Annotated in this window: 12 protein-coding genes; 7 read left to right on the forward strand and 5 right to left on the reverse strand. The window is 72.5% G+C overall.

The genetic code is table 11. The annotated features are described in order from the left end of the window. Window positions 1–8 precede the first annotated feature (8 nt). Window positions 9–773: an IclR family transcriptional regulator gene (locus tag IH26_RS0116370; RefSeq protein ID WP_211268656.1), complete on the reverse strand. Its 765-nt coding sequence runs from the start codon at window positions 771–773 to the stop codon at window positions 9–11. 160 nt (window positions 774–933) lie between these two features. On the opposite strand from IH26_RS0116370, the gene IH26_RS0116375 reads away from it, so the two are divergent. The 4 genes from IH26_RS0116375 to ptsP are packed head-to-tail and all read left to right on the forward strand — an operon-like array spanning window position 934 to window position 6011. After that, complete coding sequence (locus IH26_RS0116375) at window positions 934–1683, forward strand: MIP/aquaporin family protein (protein WP_030437059.1); 750 nt, start codon at window positions 934–936, stop codon at window positions 1681–1683. 28 nt (window positions 1684–1711) lie between these two features. Then, the gene (gene dhaK, locus IH26_RS0116380) at window positions 1712–2713 is read left to right on the forward strand and encodes a dihydroxyacetone kinase subunit DhaK (protein ID WP_030437060.1); all 1002 of its coding nucleotides are present in this window, start codon (window positions 1712–1714) and stop codon (window positions 2711–2713) included. A 2-nt stretch (window positions 2714–2715) separates the two neighbouring features. Continuing rightward, the gene (gene dhaL, locus IH26_RS0116385; RefSeq protein WP_030437061.1) at window positions 2716–3363 is read left to right on the forward strand and encodes a dihydroxyacetone kinase subunit DhaL; all 648 of its coding nucleotides are present in this window, start codon (window positions 2716–2718) and stop codon (window positions 3361–3363) included. Continuing rightward, entirely contained in the window at window positions 3360–6011 is a 2652-nt protein-coding gene (gene ptsP, locus IH26_RS0116390) for a phosphoenolpyruvate--protein phosphotransferase (RefSeq protein WP_030437062.1), read from the forward strand. The genes dhaL and ptsP overlap by 4 nt, the downstream gene beginning before the upstream one ends. Window positions 6012–6276: 265 nt before the next feature. On the opposite strand, the gene IH26_RS0116395 is transcribed toward ptsP, so the two are convergent. From IH26_RS0116395 to IH26_RS0116410, 4 genes are all read right to left on the reverse strand, one after another. After that, complete coding sequence (locus tag IH26_RS0116395; protein WP_051808193.1) at window positions 6277–7422, reverse strand: hypothetical protein; 1146 nt, start codon at window positions 7420–7422, stop codon at window positions 6277–6279. A 113-nt stretch (window positions 7423–7535) separates the two neighbouring features. After that, window positions 7536–9308, reverse strand: coding sequence for an asparagine synthetase B family protein (locus IH26_RS0116400; protein ID WP_030437064.1), 1773 nt, complete (start codon window positions 9306–9308; stop codon window positions 7536–7538). A 76-nt stretch (window positions 9309–9384) separates the two neighbouring features. Next, the gene (locus IH26_RS55870) at window positions 9385–10260 is read right to left on the reverse strand and encodes a glycosyltransferase family 2 protein (protein WP_084598862.1); all 876 of its coding nucleotides are present in this window, start codon (window positions 10258–10260) and stop codon (window positions 9385–9387) included. Then, window positions 10160–11143, reverse strand: coding sequence for a phosphatase PAP2 family protein (locus IH26_RS0116410; protein ID WP_169789760.1), 984 nt, complete (start codon window positions 11141–11143; stop codon window positions 10160–10162). The genes IH26_RS55870 and IH26_RS0116410 overlap by 101 nt, the downstream gene beginning before the upstream one ends. A gap of 150 nt (window positions 11144–11293) precedes the next feature. Between IH26_RS0116410 and IH26_RS0116415 the strand changes: the two genes are divergently transcribed. From IH26_RS0116415 to IH26_RS0116425, 3 genes are all read left to right on the forward strand, one after another. Next, entirely contained in the window at window positions 11294–12787 is a 1494-nt protein-coding gene (locus IH26_RS0116415; RefSeq protein WP_030437067.1) for an oligosaccharide flippase family protein, read from the forward strand. A gap of 174 nt (window positions 12788–12961) precedes the next feature. After that, window positions 12962–13909: a TIGR03621 family F420-dependent LLM class oxidoreductase gene (locus tag IH26_RS0116420; protein ID WP_030437068.1), complete on the forward strand. Its 948-nt coding sequence runs from the start codon at window positions 12962–12964 to the stop codon at window positions 13907–13909. A gap of 21 nt (window positions 13910–13930) precedes the next feature. Beyond that, window positions 13931–15106 carry a class I SAM-dependent methyltransferase gene (locus IH26_RS0116425; protein WP_157437216.1) on the forward strand — a complete coding sequence of 392 codons (1176 nt, stop codon included), beginning with the start codon at window positions 13931–13933 and terminating at the stop codon, window positions 15104–15106. Window positions 15107–15366 lie beyond the last annotated feature (260 nt).

Genomic DNA, 15366 nt, shown 5'->3' on the forward strand with positions numbered 1-15366 from the left:
CCGGGCGCTCAGGCGATGCGCGGGCCGGGCCACGTGGGCGCGCCCAGCTCGCGGGAGATGGCCCGGGCCGTCTCGCGCAGCGCCTCGCGTACCGGGGGCTCGACCGGCCAGGCGGTCGACGGGATGACGACGCCGATCGCGCCCACCACGCCGTCGAAGGCGTCGAAGATCGGGCTGGCCAGCGCGCACTCGCCGAGCACCGCCTCCTCCGCCTCGGCGGCCACGCCGGTGGCGGCGACCTCCTCCCACTGGGCCTCCAGCGCGGCGAGGTCGGTGAGGGTCTCGCCGGTCATGCTGCGCAGCGGCGCGGCCTCGCCGACCGCCTTCTGCGCCTGGGCGCTGAACGCGGTGATGGCCTTGCCGAGGGCGCTGGCGTGGGCCGGGATGACGATGCCGACCTCGGGCATCTGCCGGCTGCCGTCGGGCCGGGGCTCGTGGTGGATGATCACGATCTCGTCGATGAGCAGCACCCCGGTGCGGACCGCGTAGCCGGTGCGCCGGGCGAGCTCGCCCGCCCAGGGCGCGGTGCGCGAGCGCAGTTCGAGGGTGTCGAGGTAGACGTTCCCGAGCAGCAGCACCCGGGGGCCGAGCATGTAGCGGCTCGAGCCGCGCTCCTGGACGACCATGCCGTGCCCGACGAGCGTCTTGACGATGCCGTGCACGGTCGAGGCGGGCAGGCCGAGCGCGGCGGCCAGCTCGGAGAGGGTCATGCGGCGGCTGCCCTGCAGCGCGCTGAGCACCCGTACGGCCCGGTCGACGGACTGGATCACCACGCCTCCTCTTTTCCGGCTAGCCCCATTGTGCCCGCAGCCTGTGAAGCCATGTCGAAGACCCCTTGTCAGTGCCGTGTCAGCGGCGTAGCGTGCGTCACACGTTCGACATTATCGAATGTTCGTCGACATCATCGTAAACCCTTCGTTGCAGGAGGCCGACATGGCGGACGAACCGACCATGACCCAGAAACTTCTCACCGAGGTCGTGGGCACCGCGCTCCTCGTCTTCATCGGGGTGGGCTCGGTGCCCGCGACGCTCATGATCAACGGCAAGGCCCCGTTCACGATGGCGGACCTCGGGGTGATCTCGTTCGCGTTCGCGACGGTCGTGGTCGCGACCGTCTACGCGTTCGGCCACATCAGCGGCAACCACATCAACCCCGCCGTCACGATCGGCCTGGCCGTCACGAAGAAGTTCCCGTGGAGCCAGGTGCCCGCCTACCTGGGCGCGCAGGTGCTCGGCGCGGTCGTCGGCGCCACGGCGATCCTGGGCGTGCTCGGCCACAAGGCCAGCGACGTCGGCCTCGGCGTCGCGTCCTACTCGGGCATTCCCACCGTGCAGGCGTTCACGGCCGAGTTCGTCGGCACGTTCATCCTCGTCCTGACCGTCTTCGGGGTCATACACCGCAAGGCCGCGCCCGGTTTCGCCGGAGTGGCGATCGGCCTGGTGGTGTTCGCCGCGATCATCCCGGTCGCCCCCGCGACCGGCGCCTCCATCAACCCCGCGCGCACCTTCGGCCCGATGCTCGTGCAGCAGCTGGCCGGCGGCACCGTGCACTGGAACCAGCTGCCCGTCTACTGGGCCGCGGAGCTGCTCGCCGGCGCCCTGGCGGGCCTGCTCTACGGCGTCCTGAGCCGCACCCCCGCCGACCGCCCCGCAGTCCTGTCCGACGAGCGCGTCCCCGCCTGACCGTCGCCCGACCTGAGGAGGTTTCCCGATGAAGAAGATCATCAACGACCCGTCCACGGTCGTGTCCGACGCGCTCAACGGCGTCGAGGCCGCCCATCCCGAGCTCAAGGTCGACCACCAGAACAAGGTGATCTACCGGGGCGACAGCCCGCGCCACGGCAAGGTCGGCATCATCTCCGGCGGTGGCTCCGGGCACGAGCCGCTGCACGGCGGGTTCGTCGGCCTCGGCATGCTCGACGCCGCCTGCGCCGGGGAGGTCTTCACCTCGCCGGTGCCGGACCAGATGGTCGCGGCCACCAAGCTCGTCGACGGCGGCGCCGGGGTGCTGCACGTGGTGAAGAACTACACCGGCGACGTGCTGAACTTCGAGATGGGCGCCGAGCTGGCCGCCGCCGAGACCGGTGTGGAGGTGGTCGCCGTGGTCACCGACGACGACGTGGCGGTGCAGGACAGCACCTGGACGGCCGGCCGGCGCGGCGTCGGCGTGACCGTCCTGCTGGAGAAGATCGCCGGGGCGGCCGCCGAGCAGGGCCGCGGCCTGGCCGAGGTGGCCGACGTCGCCCGCCGGGTCAACGCGAACGGCCGCAGCATGGGCGCGGCGCTGACCAGCTGCACGGTGCCCGCGGTCGGCCACCCGACCTTCGAGCTCGGCGACGACGAGTTCGAGCTCGGCGTGGGCATCCACGGCGAGCCGGGCCGGCAGCGGCTGCCGCTGGTGCCCGCCCGGGAGCTCGCCGAGCTGCTGGTCGAGCCGATCCTGGCCGACCTGCCGTTCGACTCCGGCGACGGCGTCATCGCCTTCGTCAACGGGCTGGGCGGCACGCCGTTGATCGAGCTGTACGTGCTGTACGCCGAGGTCGCGCGCATCCTGGCTGCACACGGCGTCACGGTGGCGCGCTCGCTGGTCGGGCCGTTCATCACCTCCCTGGACATGGCCGGGGCGAGCGTGACGCTGCTGAAGGTGGACGACGAGTTGCTCGGCCTGTGGGACGCACCCGTGCGTACGCCGGCCCTGAGGTGGGGAATCTGAGAATGACGAACAGTGTGACCGGGGCGGCGATCGACGGCTGGCTGCGGGCGTTCGCCCGGCTGGTGGCCGAGCACGAGGACGAGTTGACCCGGCTCGACGCCGCGATCGGCGACGCCGACCACGGGGCGAACATGAACCGTGGCCTGACCGCCGCCGCGGTCGCGCTCGACGAACTGGCGGCGGGTGATCCCCCGCCGGCCGCCGGCCCGCGCCTGACCAAGGTCGGCATGACCCTGATCTCCACGGTCGGCGGTGCCGCCGGTCCGCTGTTCGGCACCTTCTTCCTGCGGATGGGCAACGCGCTGGCCGAGCAGGAGACGCCCACGGCGCTCGCGGCGGCACTGCGGGCCGGCCTGGCCGGCGTCGTCCAGCGCGGCAAGGCCGAGGCGGGCGACAAGACGATGTACGACGCGCTGGCCCCCGCCGTGGCGGCCGTCGAGACCGCGCTCGCCGCCGGGGGCTCCCTGGCCGATGCGCTCGCCGCGGCGAGCAAGGCCGCCGAGGACGGCTGCGCCGCGACCGTCCCGCTGGTGGCCCGCAAGGGCCGGGCCAGCTACCTCGGCGAGCGCAGCGTCGGCCACCAGGACCCCGGCGCGACCACCGTGAGCCTGTTCTTCCGCGCCGCGCTCGACTCCGGGGTGGCCGGATGAGCGTCGGCATCGTCGTGGTCTCGCACAGCCGCGCCCTGGCCGGGGCCGCGGTCGACCTCGCCGCCCAGATGCTCGCCGGGCGTGACCTGCGCCTGGCGGTCGCGGCGGGCCTCGACGAGACCACCCTCGGCACGGACGCCCTGCAGATCAAGGCGGCGGTGGAGCAGGTCGACGGCCCGGACGGCGTGGTCGTCCTGATGGACCTGGGCAGCGCGGTGCTCAGCAGCGAGCTCGCCCTGGACCTGCTGGACGACCCCACCGGGCGGGACCGGGTGACGCTGTCGCCCGCCCCGATCGTGGAGGGGCTCGTCGCGGCGGCGGTCGCCGCGGCCGGCGGCGCCTCGCGGGCGGAGGTGGCGGCCGAGGCCGTCGCCGCGCTGCGGGCGAAGCGCGAACACCTCGGCGAGCCGGACACCGACCCCGGCTCGGGTCCCGCGCCGGGCGAGCCATCGGCCGGCACGGAGATCACCGGTCGCCCGCCGGACGAGCCGGCGGCCCACGCTGAGGTCACGGTCGAGAATCGCCACGGCTTGCACGCCCGGCCGGTTGCCCGGCTCGTCGCGCTCGCCCGCGAGCACGACGCGCGGCTGAGCCTGCGCAACCTCACGACCGGCGCCGGCCCCGCCGCGGCGACGAGCCCGACGCAACTGGCAACCCTCGGCGCGCAGCGCGGGCACCGGCTTCAGATCGAGGCCACCGGCCCGGCGGCACGGCAAGCGCTCGACGCCGTGATCGCGTTGGCGCACGACGGTTTCGGGGACGACGACCGCTCCGCCGAGCCGTCGGCCGGGTTGGCCTCCGTCACGGCGAACGACTCGGTCTCCGTCACGGCGAACGACTCGGTCTCCGTCACGGCGAACGACTCGGTCTCCGTCACGGCGAACGACTCGGTCTCCGTCACCGCGATCGGCAAGGCGAACGGCTTGGCGGCCGGCCGCGGTCCGCAGGCGGTCTCGCCGGGCATCGGAATCGGTCCGGCCCGCTTCTGGCGCCCGGCCCCGACCCGCGACGGCGCCGTGCCCGCCCCCCGCAACGGCACCGGCGTCTCCGGCCCGCGTCCGGTGGGCGCCGAGCTGCGCCGCCTGCACGAAGCGCGGGACGCGGTGCGCCGCGCCCTCGCCGGGCTGGCGGCCAGCACACAGGCCGAGCTGGGTGCCGCCGAAGCAGCGATCTTCGCCGCGCACGAGGCCATCCTGGACGACCCCGCCCTCATCGGGCCCGCCGAGGCGGAGATCCGCGAAGGACACAGCGCCCAGGGCAGCTGGGCCCGGGCCGTCGACGCCGCCGAGCGGGCCTACGCCGCGCTCGCCGATCCCTACCTGCGCGAACGTGGGCAGGACGTGCGCGCCGTCGGCGACCAGGTGCTCGCCGAGCTCACCGGCGCCGGCGCCGGCGGCCCGAGCGGGGACGGGGTGCTGGTCGTCGCCGACCTCACCCCGGCCCAGGCGGCGGGACTGAACCGCGAGCACGTCACGGCGATCGTGCTCGCCCACGGCAGCGCCACCTCACACGCGGCCATCCTGGCCCGCTCCCGCGGCATCCCCGCGGTCGCCGGGGCCGGCGACGACGTGCTGCGGCTGCCCGAGGCCACCGCGCTCATCGTCGACGGGACGGCCGGGCTGCTGCTCGTCGACCCGGCGGCGGACGTGCTCGCCCGCTACCGGGGGGCCGCCGCCGAGGAGGCCGAGCGCGCCGCCGCCGAGCGGGCCCGGGCCGGCGAGCCCGCCGTCACCCGCGACGGCCGGCGCATGCATGTCGAGGCGAACCTCGGCTCGGTGCCGGACGCGCTCGACGCCGCCCGGCTCGGCGCGGACGGAGCCGGCCTGGTCCGTACGGAGTTCCTCTTCCTCGACCGGGAAACCGCTCCGACGGTGGCCGAACAGGAGCAGCTCTATCGCGCGATCGCCGAGGCCCTGCCCGGGCGACGGGTGACCTTCCGGACCCTGGACGTCGGCGGCGACAAGCCCCTCCCCTACCTGCCCACCCCGCCGGAGGCGAACCCCTTCCTGGGCGTACGCGGGGTACGCCTGGCGCTGGCCGCCCCGCACCTGCTGCGCGACCAGCTCACCGCCCTCGTCCGGGTCGCCCGCGAACACCCGCTCGGCATCATGGTGCCGATGGTGAGCACCCCGGGCGAACTGCGGCAGGTACACGCCGTGCTCGACCAGGTGCTGACCGCCGAGACGGACGGGACGCGCCCGCCCGGCCTCGAACTCGGCGTCATGATCGAGGTACCGGCCGCGGCCCTCAAGGCGGCGGCCTTCGCCGGTCTCGTCGACTTCGTCAGCATCGGCACGAACGACCTCACCCAGTACACCCTCGCCGCCGAGCGCGGCCACCCCGGACTCGGCGCCCTGGCCGACGCGCTCGACCCGGGCGTGCTCCGGCTCGTCGAGGCGGTCTGCCGGGCGGGCGCGGGCCGGTTCCGGGTCGGGGTCTGCGGCGAGGCCGCCGCCGACCCGCTCGCCGGCCCGGTGTTCGCCGCGCTCGGCGTCACCGAGCTGTCGGTCTCCCCCGCGGCACTGCCCGCGGTCAAGGCCGGCCTGCGCGCCGCCGACCTGACCGCCCTGGCCGACCGGCTACCCGCCTGCCTGGCCCTCCCGGACGCCGCCGCGGTCCGCGCCGCGCTGACCCCACCGCCGCCATGAGGAAACCACCGCCAGGCGGCAGGCAGGCTGCCGCCGCCGTGACGAGGCCGCGCCGCTGCGGCTGAGGGGTCGGCGGGTCGGCGTGAGTGGCTGCCGCCGCGGTGAGCGGCGGCAGCCAGGGTGACCAGCCGCCTGGGCCGGCCTGCCCGCGTTGCAGCTCAGCCCGGATGCGGGCGGCACGGGGCCGGGACTGCAGCGAGATCGCCGGGGAACGCGGGGACTTGTCCGTCCCGTACGGTAACGGGAATTTGATCTAGATGGTGAGTTAGTCCTCCGCGGCCACCGAGCCGCCGCCGGTTTGCCATTTGTTGCCGGTCCAGACGTTGCCTACGCCGTTGGAGTTGAAGCCGGTGACCGGGCCGTACATGCCGCATTTGCCGTTCGTGCCGCGCTGGAAGGTGTTGTTGCGGATCACCACGTGGTTGGCGTGCGGGAACGGCTTGGTCGACGAGTCGCCGCCGTAGATGCAGTAGGACGAGCCGGTGTTGGCGCCCAGGAAGTTGTCCTCGGCGATCACGTCGGCGATGACCGCGAAGTCGGGCAGCAGGTTCAGGTCGCCGGTGCAGCCCTCGCCGACCTTGTTGGCCGGGGGCTGGCACAGGATGAAGTTGTGCCGGATGCGGATGTTGTGGCCGCCGTTGGAGAGGAAGCCGCCGAGGTGCCAGACGGCGGTGGCCGGCAGGTACTGACCGTGCAGGTAGGAATCCTGGATGACGCAGGTGGAGGATTTCTCGCCGCACTGGGCGCTGGTGACGCCGCCGTGGATGTTGTCGCGCAGCAGCGTCATGTTGCCGTAGCTGACCGCCGCGTTCGGCTTCGTGCCGGCGTCGACCTCGGAGTCCTCGAGCGTCAGCGACCAGTTGCTCGAGCCGGCCCGGTCGGTGTCCAGGAAGACCAGCCCATTGATCTTGCTGCGCTTGACGGTGACGTTCGCGGCCAGGATGGTCAGGTCACAGTTCAGCGTCTTGCTGTCGATCACCGTGCCGGCCTTCTGGATCGTGCAGTTGCCGGTGTAATTGCTGAGCTTCGTGCCGGCCGGGACGCCGGTGTTGGTCGGCCCCGGCCAGCCGGCGATGTAGGGATCGTGGGCCGACTCGGTGGCCTTGGCCGCGGCCTTCTTGCTGGCCGAGGCGCTCGGCTTCGCGCTGGCCGAGGCCGACGCCGAGGCGCTCGCGCTGGGGGCGGTGCTGCCGGCCGCGCTCGTCGCCGCGGCGCCGCCGAGAGCCGCCGGCGCCGGGGACGTGGCCGGGTCGGCCTTGTCGTTCGAGGTGCGGGTCAATGCCACGTAGCCGCCGACCAGCAGGACCGCCAGGGCGGCCAGCGCGACCACCGGCAGCCAGAAGCGACCGGAGCGGGAGGACGGGGGTATCTCGGGCGCCTGCGGCGGGGTGTTCGTCGGGGTGGCCGTCATCGGACTGACTCCAGACTGGTGAACGTTGATACGGAACGCCAAAGACCCGGCCGGACCTGCGCGGTCCGGCCGGGTGCGGTCCTGCCTCGGGACGGTGGCAACGGGTCGCGGCCTCACGCCCCGCCGGCGGGCACGCCCGCGGCCAGCAGGTTGACCAGGAACGCCACCGTGGTCGGCGCGGGGGTGCGGGTGCCGTCGAGGATCCCGTCGAGCCAGGCCCGGTCGAGGATCTTCTGCTCGTACAGCGCCTCCGCGGCGGACGGCTCGGCCCGCCAGTGCCGCAGCACCAGCTCGGCCATGCCGGCCGCGCCCAGCTGCGGGTTGCGGCCGCGGACCAGCCGCTGGCGGACCTTGCGGCTCGCCTTACGGGCGGTGACCGCGGCGATCGAGACCCGGGTGGCCAGGTCGCGGCTGCCGAGCCGGGCCGGGATCAGCCCGGAGTCGAGCGGTATGCGGGCCAGCTCCGGGTCGAGCCGGGTCATCAGCCGGCCGAGCAGCAGCGAGTCACGCTTGTCGGCCGGGGCCACGGCGAGCGCGAGCTCGATGAAGCGCCGGTCGAACATCGGGTTGACCGCGTACCGGCGGACCGCGGCGGCGCTGCCGTGCGCGGCCGACCAGCGGTGCATCCGGTGGTACAGGTAGAACTGGTCGGTCGCGCGCAGCCAGTCGCCGGGGGCGAAGAGCTCGGCGAGCGCGTTCTCGGTGCCCTCCCGCGCCTCGGCCAGGAAGCCGGGGTCGAGCGCGCCCTCCTCGACCGCCTCGTTCGCGAAGATGCGCCAGTGCGCCAGCCGCTTCACCAGCTTGGCCGAGGTCTCGGCGCCGGTCGGCTGGCCGGAGTAGTAGAAGCCGCGGGCCACCTCGCCGCCCAGGCCGGAGAGCCGGTGCCCCTGGTCGAGGCGCGCCTCGGTGAGCAGCAGCGGGGCCAGGGCCATCGGGCTGGCCAGGCACTCCAGGGCGCCGGCCGCGAGCATCGACACCGCGTGCGCCTCGGCCGGGGTGGGGTGCTCGTCGTCGAGCCGATGCACCTCGTGCCGCATGTCGTACTGCTTGCAGAGGCGGGCGGCGATCACCACGTCGGGGTGGTCGGGCTCGCCCAGGGTCAGTGCCCGGCGGCCGGCGCGCAGCTTCTCCGGGATCGCGCCGAGCAGGATGCGCGAGTCGTGGCCGCCGGTCAGCTGGATCACCGAGTCGGGGTGGGCCTCCACGTACGCGGTCTGCCAGCGGACCAGGATGTCGGCCATCTCGGCGACCGCGTCGTCGACGCCGGGGGCCGGGCCGTCCTGGGCGACCGGCTCCGCATACTCCCGGAAGCGGGCCTCGCCGCCGGAGAGCGTGACGATGGTCGCCGGCGGCAGCGAGCGCACGTCCTCGAAGATGGTGCGGTCGCCGACCTGCCAGCCGATCATCGCCTGGGCGCCGAGCCCGGCCCGGTCGAGGCCACGGCCGGTCAGCACGGCCAGCGCTCGGGCGCTGGTGGAGACGGCGGCGATCCCGTCGCCCTGCCACCAGAACAGCTGCCGGTAGCCGAGCCAGTCGTTGGCGACCTGGACCGGCGCGCCGGCCGCGGCCCGGTGGGCGGCGGCGAACGGGGGCAGCAGCTCGGCGAGCGGGCCGCCGGCGGCGATCAGGGCGGGGATGTCGGCGGTGGAGAGCTCTTCCTCCCGGGTACGCAGCAGCAGGCTCAGCCGTACGGTGAAGGCATCCCCGAGCTCGCCCAGCACGTCCAGCTCGTCGCGGCCGGCGAAGGCGACCCAGCCGTCCGCGGACTCGTCGACGCGGTCCACCGCGGCCTCGTCGTCGGCCAGGCACGACAGCACGGCCGCCGAGGGGCGCGGGAGCCGCGCGGCGGCATGGGGCGCGACCGAAACCGCGAGGAACGCTCTCATGTCACCACAACGTAGTGAAGGGGGTGGGTCGCCCCCATCGGTCGGTCGGGCAGCCGACCTTGACGCATCGGCCCGGTCACCGGGCGGGGCTCGCCATCCGGACGAGCTTGATGCTGCGGCGGCGGATCAGCTTCCACTGCCGGGTGAGATACCAGTCGCGGGCCGCGGCCAGGGCCCGGCGCCGCTGCTCGGCGGTGAGATCGGCCTCCCGGACGACGGCCGCGGTCTCCTTGTACTGCAACGCGTTCCGCATCCGCCACTGCCAGGCCGGGACGTTGAGCAGCTTGCCCAGCTTGGTCACCGAGTCGTCCGGCCAGTGCCGGTAGGCGAGCACGTCGTGCACGTGGGCCCAGGGGCCGGCCAGCGCGAGCTTGCCCGCGAAGATCTCGTCCTCGTGCAGCATGTTGCGGCGCGGGATGGCGGCCACCACCTCCCGGCGCATCATCGAGTAGAGCGGGTCGATCGCCAGGTGGCCGGCGTTGAGCAGCCGCATCATCTCGGCGAACCGGTCGGCCGGGTCGTCCGAGCCGAGCGCGGTGCCGTCGTAGTAGCCGCCGACGGAGACCGTGCCGTCCCGCGCCGTGTACTCGATGCCCATGGTCACCAGCACCAGGCGTGGGTCGGCGTCGAACACCGCGGCGCAGCGGCTCGCCATCTCGGGGTGCACCCGGTCGTCGTCGCCGATCCAGCGGAAGTACGTGCCGGTCGCGTGCCGCATCGTGTAGATGAAGTTGTTCATCAGGCCGATGTTCTCCGGCTGGCGGTGGTACTTGACCCGGTCGTCCTGTTTCGCCAGCGCGCGGCACACGTCCTCGGTGTCGTCGGTCGAGCCGTTGTCGGAGATGAGCAGCTCAAGATCCGGGTACGTCTGCGCCAGGACCGAGTGCACCACCTCGGTCACGCGGGACGCCGCGTTGCGGACCGGCAGGCCGATGGAGACCAGGTGGGACATCCGGAGTTCCTTCCTCATCAATGCCGAGATCCACTTGACGGAGCAGGCCCAGAAGTGCCGCCGCGACCGACGCGCTCCCCGACAGGGCCAGCAGGCGCCCCGCCGTCAGCATGGCGGTGGCGTGCTCGCCCGGATGGGCGTCGAGCAGCGTGACGGCGACGGCGACGCCCGCGCCGGCGAACGAGAGCACCGCCACGCCCGCGCAGGCCGTGGCCAGCGCCGCGCGCAGCCCGCGCCCGAGCGGGCTCGGCAGGGCCGCCGGGCGCACCTTACCGCACCGGGCGAGCACCGCGACGGCCGCGGACGCATAGCCGACCACGATCAGGCCGGCGCCGATCGTATCGCTGGGCCGATGCCAGCTCGCCGTCACGGTCGCCACCCCGACACCCGCCGCGAACAGGGACGACACCGCCACCGCGAGGCCACGCACCCGGTAGGGCACGACCAGCGCCAGCCCGCACATCAGGGCCATCGCGGTGGTGGTGTGCCCGCTCGGGAAGCTCTTGTCCTCCCGCCGGTAACCGTGGCTGAGCAGGATCGGCCGCGACCCGTACCGCTGGATCAGCTCGGCGGTCACCATCGCCGCCACGATCGCCGCGACCGCGAGGGCGGCCAGCAGGAACCGGCGCCGCATCGCGCCGATCAGGAAAATGATCAGGATCGCGACAACCACCGTCGGGACGGAAATGACATCCAAAGTGTCGAGCGCATCTGTCTGTTCGGCGCTGCCGGCAATCGCATCGGCGGCGCGGAGCACATCGTCCTCGAAGAGTTGGCCGGTCGGGGTGTGCACGGCGAGTGCGTAGACGGCAATCAACATTACGACACATGCGACACCCAGGACCAATGCCCTGTGCCATACCGATAACGCCGCAGCTCGCACAACCCCGACCCTATCTCGGCACCGCAGGGCGTACCTTCAGTGCATTCCCAGAAATGGGGTCTGTGAATTATCCGTCAGTTCCCGCTAGGCTGCCCTCGGCGTCCGCAAGGATTTCCCGCGTCCCGATATGAAGACAAGAGCGAGGAAACCGTGACTGAGGCCGTGACCGAGGCTGTGCCGGAGGAGACCGAACCCGAGTCGATCGGCCGGAAAGCGGGCCGGGGCGTGGCGTGGGGCCTGCTCGGCAACGCGCTGACCCGGATCGGCTCGTTCGCGACCAGCCTGGCGCTGGCCCGGCTGCTGGTCCCGCACGACTTCGGGGTGTACGCGGTGGCCCTGGCCGCGATGCAGCTGGCCATCCACGTCAACGACGTCGGCCTGATCCCGGCCACCATCCAGTGGCGCGGCAAGCTGGAGGAGATGGCGCCCACCGCCGCCACGCTGGCCGCCTCGTTCAGCTTCGTGGTCTACGCGATCGCCTGGTTCGCGGCGCCCTGGTTCTCGCACCTCTCCGGCGTGCCCGAGGCGACCTGGGTGGTCCGGGTCTACACCGCGACGATCCTGATCGACGGCATCACCGCGGTCCGCAGCGCCTACCTGCTGCGCACCTTCCAGCAGGGCCGGTACGTGCTGGCCAACGCGGCCGGCGTGGCGGTCAACGCGTTCGTGGCGATCGGGCTCGCGCTCGCCCACACCGGCCCGATGGCCCTGGCCGGCGGCCAGCTGGCCAGCTCGGTGGCGACCGGGATCATCGTGTGGTGGTGGGCCGGGCTGCCGCTCAAGGTCGGGGTGAACTGGCAGATCGCCAGGAAACTGCTGATCTTCGGCGTGCCGCTGACCGCCAGCCTGGCCGTCGAGTCGATCCTGGAGCAGGCCGACAAGGTGGTGGTCGGCCGGGTGACGGGGGCCGGCGTGCTCGGCATCTACCTGCTCGCGGTGAGCATCTCGAGCTGGACGCCGGGCATCATCGGCAGCGCCGTGCGGTTCGTCTCGCTGCCCGGCTTCGCCCGGCTCTCCGAGCACGGCGAGGACAAGCTGACCGCCGGCGTGACCAGCAGCCTCTCGCTGGTGTTCCTGGCCGTGATGCCGATCGCGGTGCTGCTGGCGGCGCTGGCCGATCCGCTCGTACATTTCCTGTACGGCGACAAGTGGCTCGCGGCCGCCGAGGTCCTCCGCTTCCTGATGATCCTGATGGTGGTCCGGATGGTGACCGGGCTCTGCATGGACATCATGATGAGCACCGGTGCGACAAAATGGACATTGGTCGTCAACACCGGCTGGCTGGTGATGGCGATCCCGGCCCTGTGGTTCGCCACCAAGTGGGACGGGGCCGAGGGTGCGGCGGTCGCGCAGGCCGGGGTGGGCGTGCTGGTCGCGGTGCCGCTGGCCGGCTGGGCGCTGCACCGGGTCGGGGTGCGGACCGGGCCGCTGGGCCGGCGCATGATCCGCCCGCTGCTCGCCGGGGCGGTCGCCGCCGTGGTGGCCGCGTCGCTGAGCGTGGCGCTCGCCGGGACCGGCGCGTTCGTCCAGCTGGCCGTCGGCGGCACCGTGGGCCTGCTCACTTATGTGATGCTCGCCATTCCCCGCAGCGACCTGCGGGCCTGGATCGCGGCGGCCCGGCGCCATCGGGTGGCGTCCGCCTGATCGGGTACGCAATATCGATTTAACAATTACGCCGTTGGTCCCCCGGACATCGGCCGAAATGACTATGGCGCGGCCCCACCGCGACGTGTTTCGTGCAGAGAATAGGGAATTACGACCCGCGTGGCCGCACCATGCCCGCCGTAGAATTGCGCTCCCATTCCCTCTGGAGGACCGATGGCGAACGCGTTTCGCTTCAGTACGAACATGCCCGCCCTCACCGGATCGATGCCGGAGTGGCGCGACCGGCTGCGGCGGATCGAGGACCTCGGATACTGGTCGGTAGCAATTTCGGACCACTTCACCGCCGGCTGGAAGATGGAGCCGGTGGTGGCGATGACCGCCGCCCTGGAGGCCACCACCACGCTGCGGGTCATCCCGCTGGTGCTGGCCAACGACTACCGCCACCCGGTGATGCTGCACAAGTCGATGGCCACCCTCGACGTGCTCTCCGAGGGCCGGGTCGAGATCGGCATCGGGGCCGGCTGGATGGAGAGCGACTATCAGGCCGCCAATCTGCCGTACGATCCGGCGCCGGTGCGGATCGAGCGGCTGGGCGAGTCGGTCGAGGTGATCAAGGGCCTGTTCGGGGCCGAGCCGTTCTCGTACGTCGGCAAGCACTACGAGGTCACCGAGCTGGACGGGCTGCCCAAGCCGGTGCAGAAGCCGCACCCGGAGGTCCTGATCGGCGGCGGCAGCCGGCGGGTGCTCGAGCTGGCCGGCGCCTCGGCCGACATCGTCGGGATCAACCCGGTGATGCGCCGCGACCGCGCCGACGGCCTGGCCCTGCTCGACCTGACGTCCAAGGGCGTGGCCAGGAAGGTGGCGATCGCCCGGCGGTCCGCGAGGGCGGCCGGCCGCGATCCGGACGCCCTGCGCTACCACACCTCGATCCGGTCGCTGCACATCACCGACGTCCCCGGCTCGAAGCGCTGGGTGTCGAGCATGGCGACCGAGGTGACCGATCCGGCGGTTCTGGCCGACTCCCCGGCGGTGCTGCACGGAAGCGTGGCATCCTGCGTGGAACAGCTGCGGCAGCGCCGGGACGAGTACGGTCTCGACTACTTCCACCTGGGGGGCGACCCCGTCGCCGCGGCGCCGGTCGTGGCTCGCCTTTCTTCCTGACTCGCATTTCAAGGAGAGACAGTGTCCCGTACGTGTGACGCGTGTGCCGAGGGCACCCTCGTGACCTTCGCCGACCTCGGCGACATCCCGGTCCTGTGCGGCGTGCACTGGGCCGACGCCGGGGCCGCCGCCGCCAGCCCCGTGGGCCGGATGACGCTGGGGTACTGCCCGAACTGCGCGTACGTGCGGAACCTGGCGTTCGACCCGGCGGTCCTGGTCTACGACAAGACCATGGACACCAACCTGCACTTCTCCCCCGCGTTCCAGGCCTTCTCCGCCGAACTGGTGAAGCACCTGGCCGGGCGGTACCAGCTGGCCGGCAAGAGGGTGCTGGACATCGGCTGCGGGCAGGGCGAGTTCCTGCGCGAGCTGTGCCACCATTCCGGCGCTACCGGGGTCGGCTACGACGCGATGTACGCGGGGGTCGAAGGGCCCGATCCGTCGGGCGCTGAGTTCCACAGTGGATATGCGCCGCGCGGCGCGGAGTTGCCTTCTTTCGACTTGTTCACGTCGCGGCACTGGTTCGAGCACATTGCCGACCCGTACGAGTTCCTGGCCGATCTGCGGGCGCAGGCCGGGGATCGGGAGGTGCACGGGTACATCGAGGTGCCGGACGCGGTCTACGACCTGTCGACGGCCGGGTGGGAGGTCATCTATCCACACGTGTCCTATTTCGACGCGTACTCGCTGGTGCGGATCGCCGAGCGGGCCGGGTGGCGGGTCGAGGACACCGGCACGCTGTTCGGGGGGATGTTCCGGTTCATCGAGCTGTCGGCCAACGCCGGCGACCGGCCACGCCTCGGTGACCAGCCGATCCCCGGCCCCGCCGAGAAGGAGCGCCAGCTGGCGGCGGTGAGCACGTTCCAGGAGCGCAACGCGGCCGAGCAGAAGCGCTGGCGCTCGCGCATCGCCGAACTGGTCGAGGCCGGCGCCAAGCCGGTGATGTGGGGCGCCGGCTCGCGCGGCGTGCAGTTCCTGACTTTCGCGGACGCGGACAAGCGACTGGCGGCGGTGGTCGACGTGAACCCGCGCAAGTGGGGCCGCTACCTGCCCGTCACGGCGCACCGGGTGGACGACCCCGCGACGCTGACGTCGCTTCAGCCCACGGCCGTCATCATCACGAACCCGTCGTACCAGAAGGAGATCGCCGCTGCCCTGGTCGAACTGGGTGTGGAGGCCGAGCTCCTGATCGCCTGACCCGCATACGAGAGTGGCCGAACCCGCCGGGTTCGGCCGCTCCCGCGCCGCCGCCTTGCGTAGCGAAGCCGCAGGTCGGCAACGCCTCCCGGGGCCCTTTGCTCTGCTTACGTATACGCACCGAAATCGAATGGGCCTTCGGTTTCGGTGCATATGAGTAGGCAGAGCAAAGACATCCCATGTGCTTAGGTTGTCAAGCGGCGGCTTGGTTGGGGTGGTGTGACCAGGCGGTGGTCTCGTTGTAGGGGGTGCCGGTTTTG

Source organism: Actinoplanes subtropicus, assembly GCF_000721705.1.
Taxonomy (GTDB): domain Bacteria; phylum Actinomycetota; class Actinomycetes; order Mycobacteriales; family Micromonosporaceae; genus Actinoplanes; species Actinoplanes subtropicus.

Bases quoted from the DNA above. Each gene is read 5' to 3' on its own strand.
- IH26_RS0116375 (WP_030437059.1), top strand. From the start codon at position 934: ATGGCGGACGAACCGACCATGACCCAGAAACTTCTCACCGAGGTCGTG.
- dhaK (WP_030437060.1), top strand. From the start codon at position 1,712: ATGAAGAAGATCATCAACGACCCGTCCACGGTCGTGTCCGACGCGCTC.
- dhaL (WP_030437061.1), top strand. From the start codon at position 2,716: ATGACGAACAGTGTGACCGGGGCGGCGATCGACGGCTGGCTGCGGGCG.
- ptsP (WP_030437062.1), top strand. From the start codon at position 3,360: ATGAGCGTCGGCATCGTCGTGGTCTCGCACAGCCGCGCCCTGGCCGGG.
- IH26_RS0116395 (WP_051808193.1), bottom strand. From the start codon at position 7,422: ATGACGGCCACCCCGACGAACACCCCGCCGCAGGCGCCCGAGATACCC.
- IH26_RS0116400 (WP_030437064.1), bottom strand. From the start codon at position 9,308: ATGAGAGCGTTCCTCGCGGTTTCGGTCGCGCCCCATGCCGCCGCGCGG.
- IH26_RS55870 (WP_084598862.1), bottom strand. From the start codon at position 10,260: ATGTCCCACCTGGTCTCCATCGGCCTGCCGGTCCGCAACGCGGCGTCC.
- IH26_RS0116420 (WP_030437068.1), top strand. From the start codon at position 12,962: ATGGCGAACGCGTTTCGCTTCAGTACGAACATGCCCGCCCTCACCGGA.